13 protein-coding genes and 4 tRNA genes are annotated in these 14,941 nt (G+C 66.6%); 5 read left to right on the forward strand and 12 right to left on the reverse strand.

Going from position 1 to position 14,941, the window contains the following annotated elements:
* Positions 1-33 precede the first annotated feature (33 nt).
* Positions 34-441, reverse strand: coding sequence for a DUF6165 family protein (locus MNR01_RS05280; RefSeq protein WP_241919897.1), 408 nt, complete (start codon positions 439-441; stop codon positions 34-36).
* Positions 442-560: 119 nt separating this feature from the next.
* On the opposite strand from MNR01_RS05280, the gene MNR01_RS05285 reads away from it, so the two are divergent.
* Both MNR01_RS05285 and MNR01_RS05290 read left to right on the forward strand, forming a co-directional pair.
* Positions 561-651: transfer RNA gene (locus tag MNR01_RS05285), tRNA-Ser, on the forward strand.
* Between the two features lie 181 nt (positions 652-832).
* Positions 833-1,537 carry a PP2C family serine/threonine-protein phosphatase gene (locus tag MNR01_RS05290; RefSeq protein ID WP_241919898.1) on the forward strand — a complete coding sequence of 235 codons (705 nt, stop codon included), beginning with the start codon at positions 833-835 and terminating at the stop codon, positions 1,535-1,537.
* A gap of 42 nt (positions 1,538-1,579) precedes the next feature.
* Here MNR01_RS05290 and dnaQ read toward each other — a convergent pair whose 3' ends face one another.
* The 3 genes from dnaQ to MNR01_RS05305 form a co-directional block, all read right to left on the reverse strand.
* The gene (gene dnaQ / locus MNR01_RS05295; RefSeq protein WP_241919899.1) at positions 1,580-2,317 is read right to left on the reverse strand and encodes a DNA polymerase III subunit epsilon; all 738 of its coding nucleotides are present in this window, start codon (positions 2,315-2,317) and stop codon (positions 1,580-1,582) included.
* Between the two features lie 70 nt (positions 2,318-2,387).
* Positions 2,388-2,888: a ribonuclease HI gene (gene rnhA, locus MNR01_RS05300; RefSeq protein ID WP_241919900.1), complete on the reverse strand. Its 501-nt coding sequence runs from the start codon at positions 2,886-2,888 to the stop codon at positions 2,388-2,390.
* Between the two features lie 65 nt (positions 2,889-2,953).
* Entirely contained in the window at positions 2,954-3,514 is a 561-nt protein-coding gene (locus MNR01_RS05305; RefSeq protein ID WP_241919901.1) for a class I SAM-dependent methyltransferase, read from the reverse strand.
* Positions 3,515-3,755: 241 nt separating this feature from the next.
* Between MNR01_RS05305 and gloB the strand changes: the two genes are divergently transcribed.
* From gloB to MNR01_RS05320, 3 genes are all read left to right on the forward strand, one after another.
* The gene (gloB, locus tag MNR01_RS05310; protein ID WP_241919902.1) at positions 3,756-4,523 is read left to right on the forward strand and encodes a hydroxyacylglutathione hydrolase; all 768 of its coding nucleotides are present in this window, start codon (positions 3,756-3,758) and stop codon (positions 4,521-4,523) included.
* A gap of 23 nt (positions 4,524-4,546) precedes the next feature.
* Entirely contained in the window at positions 4,547-5,740 is a 1,194-nt protein-coding gene (locus MNR01_RS05315; protein ID WP_241920545.1) for a lytic transglycosylase domain-containing protein, read from the forward strand.
* A 159-nt stretch (positions 5,741-5,899) separates the two neighbouring features.
* A complete protein-coding gene (locus MNR01_RS05320; RefSeq protein ID WP_241919903.1) occupies positions 5,900-6,694 on the forward strand; it encodes an enoyl-ACP reductase in 795 nt (264 codons plus the stop codon).
* 235 nt (positions 6,695-6,929) lie between these two features.
* Here MNR01_RS05320 and MNR01_RS05325 read toward each other — a convergent pair whose 3' ends face one another.
* The 8 genes from MNR01_RS05325 to clpP form a co-directional block, all read right to left on the reverse strand.
* Positions 6,930-8,909, reverse strand: a complete 1,980-nt coding sequence (locus MNR01_RS05325) for a SurA N-terminal domain-containing protein (RefSeq protein WP_241919904.1) — start codon at positions 8,907-8,909, stop codon at positions 6,930-6,932.
* A 248-nt stretch (positions 8,910-9,157) separates the two neighbouring features.
* Positions 9,158-9,234, reverse strand: a tRNA-Asp gene (locus tag MNR01_RS05330).
* A 110-nt stretch (positions 9,235-9,344) separates the two neighbouring features.
* Positions 9,345-9,421 (reverse strand) — tRNA-Asp (locus MNR01_RS05335).
* A 35-nt stretch (positions 9,422-9,456) separates the two neighbouring features.
* Positions 9,457-9,531 (reverse strand) — tRNA-Val (locus MNR01_RS05340).
* Positions 9,532-9,544: 13 nt separating this feature from the next.
* Positions 9,545-9,817 (reverse strand): HU family DNA-binding protein, encoded by a 273-nt coding sequence (locus MNR01_RS05345; RefSeq protein ID WP_158734067.1) that lies wholly within the window; start codon positions 9,815-9,817, stop codon positions 9,545-9,547.
* Positions 9,818-10,024: 207 nt separating this feature from the next.
* Positions 10,025-12,457 carry an endopeptidase La gene (gene lon / locus MNR01_RS05350; protein ID WP_345779032.1) on the reverse strand — a complete coding sequence of 811 codons (2,433 nt, stop codon included), beginning with the start codon at positions 12,455-12,457 and terminating at the stop codon, positions 10,025-10,027.
* Between the two features lie 244 nt (positions 12,458-12,701).
* Positions 12,702-13,994: an ATP-dependent Clp protease ATP-binding subunit ClpX gene (clpX, locus tag MNR01_RS05355; RefSeq protein ID WP_241919905.1), complete on the reverse strand. Its 1,293-nt coding sequence runs from the start codon at positions 13,992-13,994 to the stop codon at positions 12,702-12,704.
* 185 nt (positions 13,995-14,179) lie between these two features.
* Entirely contained in the window at positions 14,180-14,806 is a 627-nt protein-coding gene (gene clpP, locus MNR01_RS05360) for an ATP-dependent Clp endopeptidase proteolytic subunit ClpP (RefSeq protein ID WP_241919906.1), read from the reverse strand.
* Between the last annotated feature and the right edge of the window lie 135 nt (positions 14,807-14,941).

The raw sequence follows: 14,941 nt of genomic DNA on the forward strand, positions 1-14,941 counted from the left end.
GGAGCGAGCTGATTCGCTCCCGCCGGGGAAGGACTACGGCGTCGCGCCGGTCCGGTAGTCCTGGTAGGACTTCTCCTCGACATAGGCCGAGCCCAGCGCGAGGTTGATGTCCTTCTTGATGCGGGCGCGCTCGTCGTTCTCGAAGTAGACGCTGCGGGCCAGGCGCACGAACTCGTCATCGAAGGCCTGGGCCTTCTCCTTGATGCGGATGTCGTCCTCGATCACCCACAGGCGCTCGTTGACGGCCTTGAGGTCGGCGCGCAGGCGGGCGATGTCCTTGCCGGCAGCCGGATGCGCCATCCAGGTCTGCTCCAGCGCGGACAGTTCATTGCGGACATTGGCCAGCTTGGCGGGGTCGCTCATGCGCTCGGACTTGATCTGCAGGATCGCGATCTTGTCGAGCAGTTCGCCAAAGGACACCGGGACCAGGATTTCGGACATGACGACGCCGTTCGTTCAGGGGAGCGATAGTGTAGCCGGCCGAAGTTGTCGGCGACCGGACGCCGGTGCTTGCCGCAGGCGCGCAAGCCCCGTAGAATTCCCGGCTCGCTGCACCATCCGGAGAGGTGGCAGAGTGGTTGAATGTACCTGACTCGAAATCAGGCGTACGTTTATAGCGTACCGGGGGTTCGAATCCCCCCCTCTCCGCCAGATTCACGCAAACGCCCCCTCGTGGGGCGTTTTGCGTTTTGCGGTCATTGGCCGGCGCAGGCCATGTCCGGCGCCGATATTGCGTTGCCGCCCCCGCCTTTTCCTTGCCTCGCGGCCGCTCGGCCACGATGATTCCGTTATCCGCCATCAAGCACCTGACAGCGACCGGCATGATCGACGCATGATCGAATTCGGACACCTCACCCACGTCGGCCTGCGCCGCGAGCTCAACGAAGACACCTATTACGGTGACGGCGAGCTGGGTCTGTGGCTGGTCGCCGACGGCATGGGCGGTCACGAATACGGCGAGGTCGCAAGCGCGCTGGCACGCGAGACCATCGTCCGCGAGATCCGCGACGGCACGCCGCTGGCGCAGGCCATCCGCATCGCCGACGAAGAGATCATCCGCACGTCCAAGCGCCGCAACGACGCACTGCCGATGGGAACGACCGTGGTCGCCGCGCGCATCGCCGGCAACCGCTTCGAAGTCGCCTGGGTCGGTGACAGCCGCGTGTATCTGTGGCGCGAAGGCCACCTTGCCCAGCTGTCGCAGGATCACAGCTATGTCCAGGAGCTGATCGCCAACGGCGCGATCACCCATGAACAGGCGCGCAGCCATCCCCACCGCAACGTGGTGACGCAGGCCCTGGGTGTGACCGATCCGCGCAACCTCAACGTCGAGACCATGACCGGCGAACTCAGGCCGGGCATGCAGCTGCTGCTGTGCAGCGACGGCTTGACCGAGGAGGTCGATGACCGCGGCATCGCCAGGGTGCTGGCGCAGGACGACTGCAGCGCGCAGGAATGCGTGGACTCGCTGGTCGCCGCTGCGCTGGATGGCGGCGGCTCCGACAACGTCACCGTGATCCTGGTCCGCCACCACTGATCGCAGCCCGGCCTGTCGCCGGGCCGCGCCGTTCGCAGGGACTCAGGCCGGCTCGAGCACCGGCTCGGCTGCCGCGACCACGATGAACTGGTCCCAGACGCACTTGCCGGCCTTCTTGCGCAGCTTCTCCAGGCGCGCTTCGTGCGCGGCCTGCTCTTCGGCGGCCACCTGCACGCGCGGACGCGCCGCGGCCGGGTCGGTACGGAAGCTGACCACCTCGACCTGCGAGCCGGCGGCGTCGCTGGCAAAACCGATCTCTTCCTGACCCGAGGTCAGGGCGAGGTAGACCTCGGCCAGGATCTGGGCATCGAGCAGCGCGCCGTGCAGCTGGCGATGCGAGTTGTCCACGCCCAGGCGCTTGCACAACGCATCGAGCGAGTTGCGCTGGCCAGGGAACCGCTGGCGCGCCATCAGCAGCGTGTCTTCGACGTTGCAGCGTTCGCGCAGGCCGCCGTAATGCGGGCCGACCAGGCGCAGCTCGTTGTCGAGGAAGCCGACGTCGAACGCGGCGTTGTGGATGATCAGTTCGGCGCCGTCGATGAAGGCGATGAACTCTTCGACGACATCGGCGAACACCGGCTTGTCGGCGAGGAAATCCAGGGTCAGTCCGGTGACTTCCTGCGCGCCCTGCTCGAAATCGCAGTCCGGCTTCAGGTAGACGTGGAAGGTGCGTCCACTGGGGCGGCGCTCGATGTATTCCACGCAGCCGATTTCAACCACGCGGTTGCCGCGTTCCCAGCTCAGGCCGGTGGTTTCGGTATCAAGGATGATCTGCCGCATCGGCGTCATTGTCCCACGATCATCGCCTGCCGGGGCAGGCGGGACGGCATGGAAAGCAGACGGCCGGCCATCAGCGGGCCGCGACCGAGCTGCCACGCAGGCGCTGCGCCTGCAGGCGGGCGAGCACGTCGACGCGCTCGTTGTCGGGATCGCCGGAGTGGCCCTTCACCCATTTCCACTGGATCGAATGGCGCTGCGCCGCTGCGTGCAGGCGCTCCCACAGATCGCGGTTCTTGACCGGATCGCCGCCGGCGGTCTTCCAGCCGCGACGGACCCAGTTGCCGATCCACTCGGTGATGCCCTGGCGCACGTACTGCGAGTCGGTGTGGAGGATCACATCGCACGGCTCGCTGAGCGTTTCCAGCGCCATGATCGCCGCCATCAGCTCCATGCGGTTGTTGGTGGTGTCGGCCTCGCCGCCGGCGACTTCGCGTTCGCGACCGCGGAAGCGCAGCAGCGCGGCCCAGCCGCCGGGACCCGGGTTGCCCAGGCAGGCACCGTCGGTATGGATATCGACCTGCTTTCGCTCGTCGGCCTTGCTTGCGTCGGTCTTGCTTGCGTCAGTACTCATCGCAGCATTATCGCCGCCATCGCGCGCCTGTAGCAGCCCGATTGCAGATGTCGATCGATTCGCACCTAGACCTGGCTCCAGCGCAGGTTGCGCAGCGGCGCTGGCGGGATCAGTGCATGCACCCGCTTGTTGACGGTCAGTGCGATGCCGGCGCGCAGGCGATCGGCGGCGCCGACACCGACTTCCCCGTGGGCCACGCGCCAGTGCGGTCCCAGCCACTGCAGGCTGACCGACTCAACCGCGAACCCGGCGCGGCGCAGCGCCGACTGCCAGCCGCCGGGATCGTGTGCGTGCAGGCCGGTGCGGGCCCAGCGCGCGCGATATGGACTCCACGGGTTCAGTGCCGCCAGCCACAACGTGCCGCCGGGCATCAGCATCCGCGCGCATTCGTCCAGGACGAAGTCGATCGAGAAACCGTCGTCGAGCGCGTGCTGGATCAGGATCGCGCCAAACGCCTCGCTGGCGAACGGCAGCGGCAACCGGCAGCGGACCCCGCCGTCGAAGCCGGCGCCGTTGCGGCGCAAGACCAGCCCGCGGCCTCCGGCAAGGTCCGGCGCAGCGGACCCGGCCACGCCGATCCATGCCCAGGGCGCGGCCGGTGGCCGCGACGCCAGCACTCGCGCCATCGCCGCCTCCTGCACCGCCAGCAGGCCCTGCCCAGCCTCGCTGCTGAACCAGGCGAGCGGCGCATGAGCCGGATCTGGTTGACGGGGGTGGGAACGCGGGGGCATGGTCGGGGCCGGTTCGGATACTGGTTGGGAGCGGTTCGTACGGTTGGCCCCGTCGATTGTGCGGCACTCCCACCGCCCACGGGCAAGCTTCCCGGACAAGGTTCCCAGGCTGTCGAGCACCCAAGGATCACTGCGCATGCGCCTTCAGGCCCTGCCCGCCCTGAATGACAACTACATCTGGGTCTGTGCAGCCGACGACGGCTCGCGCGCCCTGATCGTCGACCCGAGCGAGGCAGGACCGGTCCTGGCCGCGGCCGAGGCAGGCCTGCAGCCAGCCGGAATCCTGCTGACCCACCACCACCACGACCACATCGGCGGCGTCCCCGGCCTGCTCGAACGCTGGCCGCGATTGCCGGTGATCGGCCCGGCCGACGAGCGCATCACGACCGCGACCACCCGCGTGGGCGACGGCGACCGGTTCGAGCTGGCCGGCTGGCAGTTCGAGGTCATTGCCCTGCCCGGCCACACCCTCAGCCACGTGGCCTACGTCGGCCACGACCTGCTGTTCTGCGGCGACACCCTGTTCAGCCTTGGCTGCGGGCGGCTGTTCGAAGGCACGCCGGCACAGATGCACGGCTCGCTTTCGCGGCTGGCCGCCCTGCCCGGGCAAACCCGGGTCTGTTGCGGACATGAGTACACGCTCTCAAACGCGGCCTTTGCCCGCGTGGTAGAACCCGGAAACCCGGCGCTGAGGCGTCGCACCGAGGAAGCCCAGACGATGCGCCAGACCGGTCTACCGACCCTGCCCACCACGATCGCCAGCGAACTGGCGGCCAATCCATTCCTTCGCGTCGACAGTTCCGAGGTACGTACCGCGCTGCAGCGGCAAACCGGCCAGGCCCCGGCCGACAGCGTGGAAGCATTCGCCCAGTTGCGGCGCTGGAAGGACGGATTCGTCGCGTGACCTGCGCCCCTACGTGGCGCCGGCTGGCCGCCGGACTCCTGCTGGGCGGCGCCATCGCGCTGCCCGCGACCGCCCAGGACAACCCGGCCAACCCGACCACCCCGGCCCCGGCCCCGGCCTCGACGCCGGCCGCGGTGGCCGGACCGGCCGACCCGGCGACCCGCAATGGTCGCGAGATCTACGAGGACTTCCGCCGCGGACTGGCCGAACCCGAGTGCGAGGCCGGCGGCGTTTCCAAGCGTTGGCGCCAGCATTTCGCCACCGCCCCCAAGCGCCTGGCCGCCGACGACGACCTGCTGCCGCTGTTCGGTTACGTCGTCGACGCCCTGCGCCAGGCGCACCTGCCGACCGAATTCGCGCTGATTCCGTTCGTCGAGAGCGGCTATCGCCCCGGCGCACGCAGTCCGGCCGGGCCGGCCGGGTTGTGGCAGATGATCGCCATCACCGCGCGCAACCATGACGTGCCAATGCGCAAGGGTTACGACGGGCGCCTGTCGCCGGTCGACTCGACCACGGCAGCCGTGCGCTACCTCAAGACGCTGCACGGCATGTTCGCAGGCGACTGGCGGCTGACGGTGATGGCCTACAACGCCGGCGAATACCGCGTGCTGGGTGCGCTCAAGCGCAGCGGCCAGACCGCCCGCGACGCCAGACCCGAACAACTGCAGGGCCTGTCCGACATCACCCAGGCGTACGTCCGCAAGCTGCACGCGCTGTCGTGCCTGATGGAACAGGCCGACGACCGCGAGGAGTGGCTGCGCTCACTGGATCGCCCCGTGCCGCGACTGCAAGCGGTGACCCTGCCTGCGGACGTCAAGCGCATCGACCAGTGGGCCACGCGCACCGGCCAGGACAGCGATCAGCTCAAGCGGCTCAATCCGGTCCACGCCGACGGCATCGCCAGCCGACCGGCGCGCATCCTCGCCACGCCGGCGCCGGCGCCGGCGTCACTGGACCCGGCCGCTGCTGTCGCCGCTTCAGCGGCGCCCACGACCGACGGCGCGCCCGTCGCCGCGGCAGAGCCTTCACGCAAGCACAAGGTCCGTCGAGGCGAAAATGCGTCCACCATCGCCAAGCGCTATGACGTGCGCGTCGCCGATCTGATGCAGCGCAATGGCCTGGCCACCAACGCCGTGCTCAAGCCCGGTCAGATGCTGGTCATCGATCCGCTCGGCGGCCAGGGCAACCGGGTGCCGAGCGAGGCCGGATCGCCGTAACAGCGCCGCCGACCCTACGCCGCCGCATCGTCAGACAGCGACGACGGCACCCGCAACCGCCACCCGCTGGCGGCTACACTAGAGTCTTTGCTCGACCGTACAAGGCCACTGCACTACGGCCACGGCATTACGGTCACAACCATCAGAAGGGAACGGCTCATGGGTTTTCTGCAAGGCAAGCGCGCACTGATCACCGGCATTGCCAGCGAGCGCTCGATCGCCAGCGGCATCGCTGAGGCCATGCACCGCGAAGGCGCGCAGCTGGCATTCACCTACCAGAACGACAAGCTGAAGTCGCGCGTGGAGTCGGCTGCGGCCGAATACGGCAGCGACATCGTGCTGCCGCTGGACGTCAGCGATGACGCCCAGATCGCGGCGTGTTTCGAGCAGCTCGGCCAGCGCTGGGGTGACGGCTTCGACATCCTGGTCCACGCAATCGCTTTCGCTCCGCGCGAGGCCATTGCCGGCCAGTTCCTCGACGGTCTGACCCGCGAGAACTTCGCCATCGCCCACGACGTTTCGTCGTACTCGCTGTCGGCGCTGTCCAAGGCGGCGCGTCCGCTGATGAAGGGTCGCAATGGTTCGATCCTGACGTTGAGCTACCTGGGCGCGGAGCGTGCGCTGGTCGGTTACAACCTGATGGGCGTGGCCAAGGCCAGTCTTGAGGCGTCGGTGCGTTACCTGGCTTGCAACCTCGGCCCGGAAGGCACGCGCGTCAATGCGATTTCGGCCGGCCCGATCAAGACGCTGGCCGCTGCGGGCATCGCGGGCTTCCGCAAGATCCTCGGCCACGTCGAGGAGAACGCGCCGCTGCGCCGCACCGTCACCATCGAAGACGTCGGCAATGTCGCTGCGTTCCTGTGCTCGGACCTGGCCAGCGGCGTCACCGGCGAAGTCACTTATGTCGATGCCGGCTACAACATCCTGGGCATGACGGGGATCGGCAACGAGTGATCCGTCGCGGATGAAACGCGAGAAAGGCCCGGCGATTGCCGGGCTTTTTTTGGTTCTTGTCCGGGCCAGGGCAAGCGCATCCTGTGTGGCCTACGCGTAGCCCGGGTAAGCGCAGCGCACCCGGGGTCATGCGCGTCCGCACCCCGGGTGCGCTGCGCTCACCCGGGCTACAGGGTTGCCGGCAAAAAAAAGCCCGGCGTGGCCGGGCTTCTTCCTGTCGCGTCAGTTGGCGCGGTCAGAGATTGCGCTCGACCACCGTCACCTTGACGCGCTTGCGCAGCTGGGTGACCAGCGCGCGCATGTCGTCGGTGCCGCCGATGCGGGCGATCTGCTGCTGCAGCATCTCGCGCTGCTGGGGCGGCATGGATGCCACGTCGCCCGGCGTTACCTTGCTCACTGCAAACAGCACGATGCGGCCGTCTGCCAGCGGCGCCTGGCCCGGGGTCACCTTGCCGGCGGCCGGCGCGGCGACGGCGAAGATCGCCTCCGAGGCGCTGGCGTCGGGCACCGGTGCACCACGCGGCACCCCCGGCAGTACCTGCGGCGGCGGCAACTGGCGCGAGGCTGAGATCGCCTCGAGCGTCTCGCCACCCTTCATGCGTGCCACCAGCGCGTCGGCATCCTTGCGTGCGGCCTGGGCGCTGCGGTCTGCGCGCACGGCGGCGATGACCTGGTCGCGCACCTGGGCCAGCGACAACGCGCGCTCAGGCGTATGCGCGGTGACGCGAATCATCACGCTGTGGCCCGGTGCCAGTTCGATCGGGTCGCTGATGGTGCCGTCCTGGATCAGGTTGTCGGAGAACGCCGCACGCAGCACCGCCGGATTGGCGGCGATGCCTTCCGGCTTCGTCCGCGCGATCGGGCCGAGCTTCTGCAGCGGGATGTTCATCTCGCGCGCGGCCGGTGCCAGCGAAGACGGGTTCTTCAGGGTCAGATCGACCAGGCGGCTGCTGAATTCGCTGGCCGCACGCTCGCGATCGGCCTCGGCCTGCTCGCGCGCCAGCGATTCACGCGCCTGCTCGAAGCTTTCCTGCGCGCCGCTCTTGAGCTCGCGAAGCTGGATCACGTGCCAGCCGAACTCGCTCTTGACCGGTGCGCTTACTTCGCCCGACTTCATCGCGAACAACGCGTCCTCGAACGGGCCGACCATCATGCCCTTGCTGACCCAGCCCAGGTCGCCGCCGGCGGCCTGCGAGCCGGAGTCGTCGCTGTTGGCGCGGGCCAGCGCTGCGAAGTCGGCGCCAGGCGCCTTGGCCTGCGTGGCCAGCTGCGCCGCCTTCTGCTCGGCGGCCTTCTGCGCGGCCGCGTCGGCACCTTCCGGCACACGCACCAGGATGTGCGAGGCCAGGCGCTGCTCGGCTTCGACGAAGCGGTTCTTTTCCTGCTCGTAACGCTGGCGCAGCGTCGCGTCATCGGCCGGAGCCGGTGCCGGCAGCGTCGCGCTGTTGATCTCGACGTACTCGATCGTCACCGCTTCCGGTGCGCGGTACTGCCCGGCATGGCCCTCGTACCACTTCTGGATTTCCGCGGCACTGACTGCGCCGGTGTCGGCGACCGGTGCGGGCAACGGCAGCACGCTGACGTCGCGCTGCTCGCCCATCAGCTGCAACAGGCGGTCCATCTCGGCGGCGGTGACGAAATTGCTGGCGGCCACACCCACGGTCATCATCGACTGCTGGAGGCTTTCACGCACCTGCTGCTCGAACTGGCGCTCGGTCAACGCCGGCACCTGCGAGGCCAGTGCCAGCTTGTAACGCGTGTAGTCAAACTTGCCGTCGACCTGGAACGCGGGGACTTCCTGGATCGACTTGCGCACCATCGCATCGCTGACGACCATGCCGTCGCGCTGCGCGGACAGTTGCTGCACGCGTGCATCGATCAGGCCATCGAGGATCGCGCGCTTGTTCTCGACGCTTTCGAATGCACGCGCATCGAACGCCTCGCCCTGCTGCGCGCGCTGCTGCTGGCGCGCCTGCTCGAAGCTGCGGCGGAACTCGTCGATGGCAATGGCGTCGTGCTGCCAGAACACCGAAACCGGCCAGAACGACGGCGCCGACGGCCACCAGGTCGGCGGTGCGTCGATCTTCGCCACCGAGTCGTCGGTGCGCTGGCCGAGGTACTGCTCGATGCCGACAAAGGCGAAGGGAATGATCAGCAGGCCCAGGATCACGGTGGCGATCCAGCCCGAGGTCTTGTCGCGAAGTTTCTGCAGCATGTCCGGTACGCGTCAGTCGTAAGCCGGACAGTTTAGCCTGCTTGGAGGCCTGTAAACGCAAGGGCCGCGGGGTTTGGCGGTGGCGACCGGGGGGCGGTTCGCGGTGGCCTGGAGAAGGACCCGGGTGCGCTGCGCTTACCCGGGCTACAGGCAAAAAAAACGCGCCGTTTCCGGCGCGGTTCAAAAATTAGGGCGCCTTGGGCGCACCTGAAAAAAATGAGGCCGCCAGAGGCGGCCTCAGGTAAAACTGGCGGAGTGGACGGGACTCGAACCCGCGACCTCCGGCGTGACAGGCCAGCATTCTAACCGACTGAACTACCACTCCGCGCTTGGAACGCTTTGAAGCATGGCCCTTGCAGGCCCGGCCCCGGAGAAAACCCGGTGCCCTTACCCTTTGGAAAACAAAGGCGCCGTTCCCGGCGCCTTTGGCGAAACTGGCGGAGTGGACGGGACTCGAACCCGCGACCTCCGGCGTGACAGGCCAGCATTCTAACCGACTGAACTACCACTCCGCACTTCTGAAAACGTTCACAGCCTGGTGCTTATCTGGTGGGTGCTGAGGGTTTCGAACCCCCGACCCTCTCCGTGTAAAGGAGACGCTCTACCGCTGAGCTAAGCACCCGCGTGCGAGTCGCTTAGTTTACGGCATCCTTGAGCGCCTTGCCAGCCTTGAACGAAGGATTCTTCGAGGCCTTGATCTTGATCGTCTCGCCGGTCTTCGGGTTGCGGCCCTGACGGGCGGCGCGCTTGCGGACCTGGAACGTGCCGAAGCCGACCAGCGTCACCGTGTCGCCCTTCTTCAGCGCCTTGGTGACGACGCTGATCACTGCGTCGACGGCGTTGGCGGCATCGGTCTTGGACAGCTCTGCAGCTTCGGCGACGGCGCCAACAAACTCAGCCTTGTTCATTCGTTTTGACTCCCTGTGCGGATGTTGCCGCATGTTCTGAGAATCGGGACATGCGCCCGATCGACTGGTGCCGCGCAGATGCTGAAGTGATCAGCTATCTGCGCGGACGCAGCCGTTATACCAGCGGCATTTTAGGGGTGCAAGCCTGAAAGCTAGCTGTGGCGCGGCTTCCAGCGTGATCGAGTTGATCGGAACAAGTGCAACCGATCAGTGCTTGAGGTCCGCTTGCGTCACAGAACCCGTGCCTTCGCGCACCTGCACCTCACCCTGTCCCGATGCCGGCACGGGTGCCAGCGGACGCTCCAGGGCGATGTCGAGCACTTCGTCGATCCACTTCACCGGAATGATCTTCATGCCCTGCGTCACCGCCTTGGGCAAGTCGACCAGATCCTTGCGGTTCTCATCGGGAATGATCACGGTGTGGATGCCGCCGCGCAGTGCGGCCAGCAGCTTTTCCTTCAGGCCGCCGATCGGCAGCACGCGGCCGCGCAGGGTGATCTCGCCGGTCATGGCCACGTCGGCCTTGACCGGGTTGCGGGTCAGCATCGACACCAGGGCCGTGGCCATGGCGATACCAGCGCTGGGGCCGTCCTTGGGGGTGGCACCCTCGGGCACGTGGACGTGGACGTCCTGCTTCTGCAGGAAGTCCAGGTCGATGCCGAGCCGATCGGTGCGGGCACGCACGACCGACAGCGCGGCCGAGGCCGATTCCTTCATGACATCGCCGAGCTGGCCGGTCAGCAGCAGCTGGCCCTTGCCCGGCACCAGCGTCGACTCGATCTGCAACAGATCGCCGCCCACTTCGGTCCAGGCCAGACCGGTCACCAGGCCGATCTCGTTCTGCTCCTCGGCGCGACCGAAGTCGTAGCGGCGCACGCCCAGGTACTTGTCGAGGTTCTTGGAAGTGACGTTGACCGCGGTGGTCTTGGCCTTCTTCGCCTTCGGTCCGGCGAGTGCGATTTCCTTGACCACCTTGCGGCAGATCTTGGCGATCTCGCGCTCGAGGCTGCGCACGCCCGACTCGCGCGTGTAGTAGCGCACGATGTCGCGCACCGCGCTTTCTGCCACCTTCAGCTCTTCAGGCTTCAGGCCATTGGCCTTGATCTGCTTGGGCATCAGGTAACGCATCGCGATGTTGAGCTTCTCTTCCTCGGTGTAACCCGGGATGCGGATCACTTCCATGCGGTCGAGCAGCGGGCCGGGGATGTTGAGCGAGTTCGACGTCGCCACGAACATCACTTCCGACAGGTCGAGGTCGACTTCCAGGTAGTGATCGTTGAACGCGTTGTTCTGCTCCGGGTCGAGCACTTCCAGCAGCGCCGAAGACGGATCGCCGCGGAAGTCCATCGACATCTTGTCGATTTCGTCGAGCACGAACAGCGGGTTCTTGCTGCCGATCTTGTTGAGGTTCTGCACGATCCGGCCCGGCATCGAGCCGACGTAGGTGCGGCGATGGCCACGGATCTCGGCTTCGTCACGCACGCCGCCGAGCGACATGCGCACGAACTTGCGGTTGGTCGCCTTGGCGATCGACTGGCCCAGCGAGGTCTTGCCCACGCCCGGCGGCCCGACCAGGCACAGGATCGCGCCCTTCATGTGCTTCACGCGCGACTGCACCGCAAGGTATTCAAGGATGCGTTCCTTGACCTTCTCCAGGCCGAAATGATCGGCGTCGAGCACGTCCTGCGCGGCCTTGAGGTCCTTGCGGATCTTGCTGCGCTTCTTCCACGGCACGCCGAGCAGCCAGTCCAGATAGTTGCGCACGACCGCGGCTTCGGCCGACATCGGCGACATCTGCTTGAGCTTGTTGAGCTCGGCCTTGGCCTTGGTCTCCACCGGCTTGGGCATGCCGGCTTCGGCGATCTTGCGGGTCAGCTCGTCGACGTCGTTGGGCGCATCGTCGATCTCTCCGAGCTCCTTCTGGATCGCCTTCATCTGCTCGTTGAGGTAGTACTCGCGCTGGCTCTTCTCCATCTGCGACTTGACGCGACCGCGGATGCGCTTTTCCAGCTGCTGCACGTCGATCTCGCCATCGACCAGGCCGACCAGCGTTTCCAGGCGCGTGCCGATGCCATGGGTCTCGAGCAGCTTCTGCTTGTCGCCAATGCGCACGCCCAGGTGCGCGGCGATGGTGTCGGCCAGGCGGCCGGGCTCGTCGATGCCGGACAACGTCTGCATCAGTTCCGGCGGCAGCTTGCGATTGGTCTTGACGTACTGCTCGAACAAGCCCATCAGCGAGCGCGCGATCGCTTCGATCTCGCGCTCTTCGCGATCGCTCTCCGGCTCGACGACTTCGGCCTTGCCGGTCAGCGCGCCACCGGCCTCGGTGACGTCATGCACGTTGACGCGCGACACGCCCTCGACCAGCACCTTGATCGTGCCGTCGGGGAGCTTGAGCAGTTGCAGGACCTGGGCCAGCGTGCCGATCTGGTAGAGATCGGCGGCGCCCGGGTCATCGGTTTCAGCGGACTTCTGCGCGACCAGCAGGATGCGCTTGTCCGATTCCATGGCCTGGTCCAGGGCATGGATGGACTTGTCGCGGCCGACGAAGAGCGGGATCACCATGTGCGGGAACACGACGACATCGCGCAACGGCAGCACCGGCAGGCTCAGAGTCTCGCGTTCTGGTGAGTCGGACATGAGGGGGACTCCGGATAAGCGTGGACGGGCTCGACGCCCGAGGGATCTGTGGGCCTTCAACGCCCATGGCCACGGTTATGGGGGTCCGCGTGAAAGGATGCAAGCGGCGCGCAGGGAAAGCTGCGCGCCGGTCACAATTAATCCTTATTAATCAGGCAATTAGCCGAATTTGACAGGCATTGTCGAGAGCTCCCGGCCGAGCGGCCGGGAGTAGCCTGAATGGGCCCCCTCAGGGGCCGTCCGCTCAGTCGGCGGAAGCGACCTTCGGCGCCGCCGGCGGCGGGGTCTGGTAGATCAGGTACGGCTCGGTCTTGTGGTCGATCACCGACTCGTCGACGACGACCTTGCTGACGTTCTCAAGCGACGGCAGTTCGTACATGGTGTCGAGCAGGACCGACTCGACGATGGTGCGCAGGCCACGGGCGCCGGTCTTGCGCTTGAGCGCCTTGCGGGCGATAGCGGCCAGGGCGTCCGGGCGGAATTCCAGCTCCACGCCTTCCATGTCGAACAGCTTCTTGAACTGCTTGGTGATGGCGTTCTTCGGCTCGGTCAGGATCTTGACCAGCGCCGGCTCGTCGAGCTCCTCGAGCGTCGCGACCACCGGCAGGCGGCCGACGAACTCGGGGATCAGGCCGAACTTGATCAGGTCTTCCGGCTCGACGTCAGCCAGCAGCTTGCCGATGTCGGACTTGCGCTCGCTGCTCTTGACCTTGGCGCCGAAGCCGATGCCGCCGGCCTCGGTGCTGCGCTGCTGGATGATCTTGTCCAGGCCGGCGAACGCGCCGCCGACGACGAACAGGATGTTGCGCGTGTCGACCTGCAGGAATTCCTGCTGCGGGTGCTTGCGACCGCCCTGCGGCGGCACGCTGGCGACGGTGCCTTCGATCAGCTTGAGCAGCGCCTGCTGCACGCCTTCGCCGGACACGTCACGGGTGATCGACGGGTTGTCGCTCTTGCGCGAGATCTTGTCGATCTCGTCGATGTAGACGATGCCCTGCTGCGCCTTCTCGACGTCGTAGTCGCACTTCTGCAGCAGCTTCTGGATGATGTTTTCCACGTCCTCACCGACATAGCCGGCTTCGGTCAGCGTGGTCGCATCGGCGATCGTGAACGGCACGTTGAGCAGGCGCGCCAGCGTTTCGGCCAGCAGCGTCTTGCCCGAACCGGTCGGACCGACCAGCAGGATGTTGGACTTGGCAAGCTCGACGTCGTCGTTCTTCTGACGGCTCTCGATGCGCTTGTAATGGTTGTACACGGCGACCGCGAGCGTGCGCTTGGCGCGCGTCTGGCCGATCACGTACTGGTCGAGCACCTCGAGGATCTCGCGCGGCTTGGGCAGGTGGCTGCGGGCCGACTGCGCCTTTTCCTCGAGTTCCTCGCGGATGATGTCGTTGCACAGCTCGACGCACTCGTCGCAGATGAACACGCTCGGGCCCGCAATGAGTTTGCGGACCTCGTGCTGGCTCTTCCCGCAGAACGAGCAGTACAGAATCTTGTTGCTGTCGCCGGTGCTGCGGCCCTGTCGATCGTCGCTCATGCTTGTGCCCAAGTGGTGCTTTTGGTGGTGCTTTTGGTGGTGCTCATGTCGGAACCCGTCCTGTCTTGAACGCGTTCAGGTGCTACGGCCCGAGAATAACACAGCGCTCCGGCCCGCTTCGCGGGCCGGCTCAGGGGCCGAAATGATAGGTGGATCAAGGACCTGGACGGACTCAGGAGGGCGTCTCAGGTGGTCTGGATCGAGTCTTCCGGGCGCCGTTCCAGCACCTGGTCGACCAGGCCGTACTCACGGGCGGCCTCGGCGCTCTTGAAGTTGTCGCGCTCGGTGTCGCGCGCGATGGTCTCAAGGGCCTGGCCGGTGTGCTTGGCGAGGATCTCGTTGAGGCGCTGGCGCAGGGTCAGGATTTCGCGGGCGTGGATGTCGATGTCCGTCGCCTGGCCCTGGAAGCCGCCCAGCGGCTGGTGGATCATGACCCGCGAATTGGGCAGCGCGTAACGCTTGCCCTTGGCGCCGGCAGCCAGCAGCAGCGCGCCCATCGAGGCGGCCTGGCCGACGCAGATGGTGCTCACGTCCGGCTTGATGTACTGCATGGTGTCGTAGATCGCCAGGCCCGCGGTGACCACGCCACCGGGCGAGTTGATGTACAGGCTGATGTCCTTCTCGGGGTTTTCGGCCTCGAGGAACAGCATCTGCGCAACGATCACGTTGGCGACATGGTCGTCGACGCCGCCGACCAGGAAGATCACGCGCTCCTTGAGCAGGCGCGAGTAGATGTCGTAGGCACGCTCGCCGCGGCTGGTCTGTTCGACCACCATCGGGACGAGGTTCAAAGCTCGGGTCAGGTTGTCCATGGAATCGACGGCACCTTGGGTCTGGAATTGGGCGCTTGCTGGAAGCGTAGTACGGTCAAATTGGGGCCAACCGGACCGGAGCGCAAGGGGCACGTACGCAGCTCGCTGCGAACCGCGGCGGTACGGCACCGTCCG

This window comes from Lysobacter sp. S4-A87 (assembly GCF_022637455.1).
Taxonomy (GTDB): Bacteria; Pseudomonadota; Gammaproteobacteria; order Xanthomonadales; family Xanthomonadaceae; genus Lysobacter_J.

Bases quoted from the DNA above. Each gene is read 5' to 3' on its own strand.
- MNR01_RS05280 (WP_241919897.1), bottom strand. From the start codon at position 441: ATGTCCGAAATCCTGGTCCCGGTGTCCTTTGGCGAACTGCTCGACAAG.
- MNR01_RS05290 (WP_241919898.1), top strand. From the start codon at position 833: ATGATCGAATTCGGACACCTCACCCACGTCGGCCTGCGCCGCGAGCTC.
- dnaQ (WP_241919899.1), bottom strand. From the start codon at position 2,317: ATGCGGCAGATCATCCTTGATACCGAAACCACCGGCCTGAGCTGGGAA.
- rnhA (WP_241919900.1), bottom strand. From the start codon at position 2,888: ATGAGTACTGACGCAAGCAAGACCGACGCAAGCAAGGCCGACGAGCGA.
- MNR01_RS05305 (WP_241919901.1), bottom strand. From the start codon at position 3,514: ATGGCGCGAGTGCTGGCGTCGCGGCCACCGGCCGCGCCCTGGGCATGG.
- gloB (WP_241919902.1), top strand. From the start codon at position 3,756: ATGCGCCTTCAGGCCCTGCCCGCCCTGAATGACAACTACATCTGGGTC.
- MNR01_RS05320 (WP_241919903.1), top strand. From the start codon at position 5,900: ATGGGTTTTCTGCAAGGCAAGCGCGCACTGATCACCGGCATTGCCAGC.
- MNR01_RS05325 (WP_241919904.1), bottom strand. From the start codon at position 8,909: ATGCTGCAGAAACTTCGCGACAAGACCTCGGGCTGGATCGCCACCGTG.
- MNR01_RS05345 (WP_158734067.1), bottom strand. From the start codon at position 9,817: ATGAACAAGGCTGAGTTTGTTGGCGCCGTCGCCGAAGCTGCAGAGCTG.
- lon (WP_345779032.1), bottom strand. From the start codon at position 12,457: ATGTCCGACTCACCAGAACGCGAGACTCTGAGCCTGCCGGTGCTGCCG.
- clpX (WP_241919905.1), bottom strand. From the start codon at position 13,994: ATGAGCGACGATCGACAGGGCCGCAGCACCGGCGACAGCAACAAGATT.
- clpP (WP_241919906.1), bottom strand. From the start codon at position 14,806: ATGGACAACCTGACCCGAGCTTTGAACCTCGTCCCGATGGTGGTCGAA.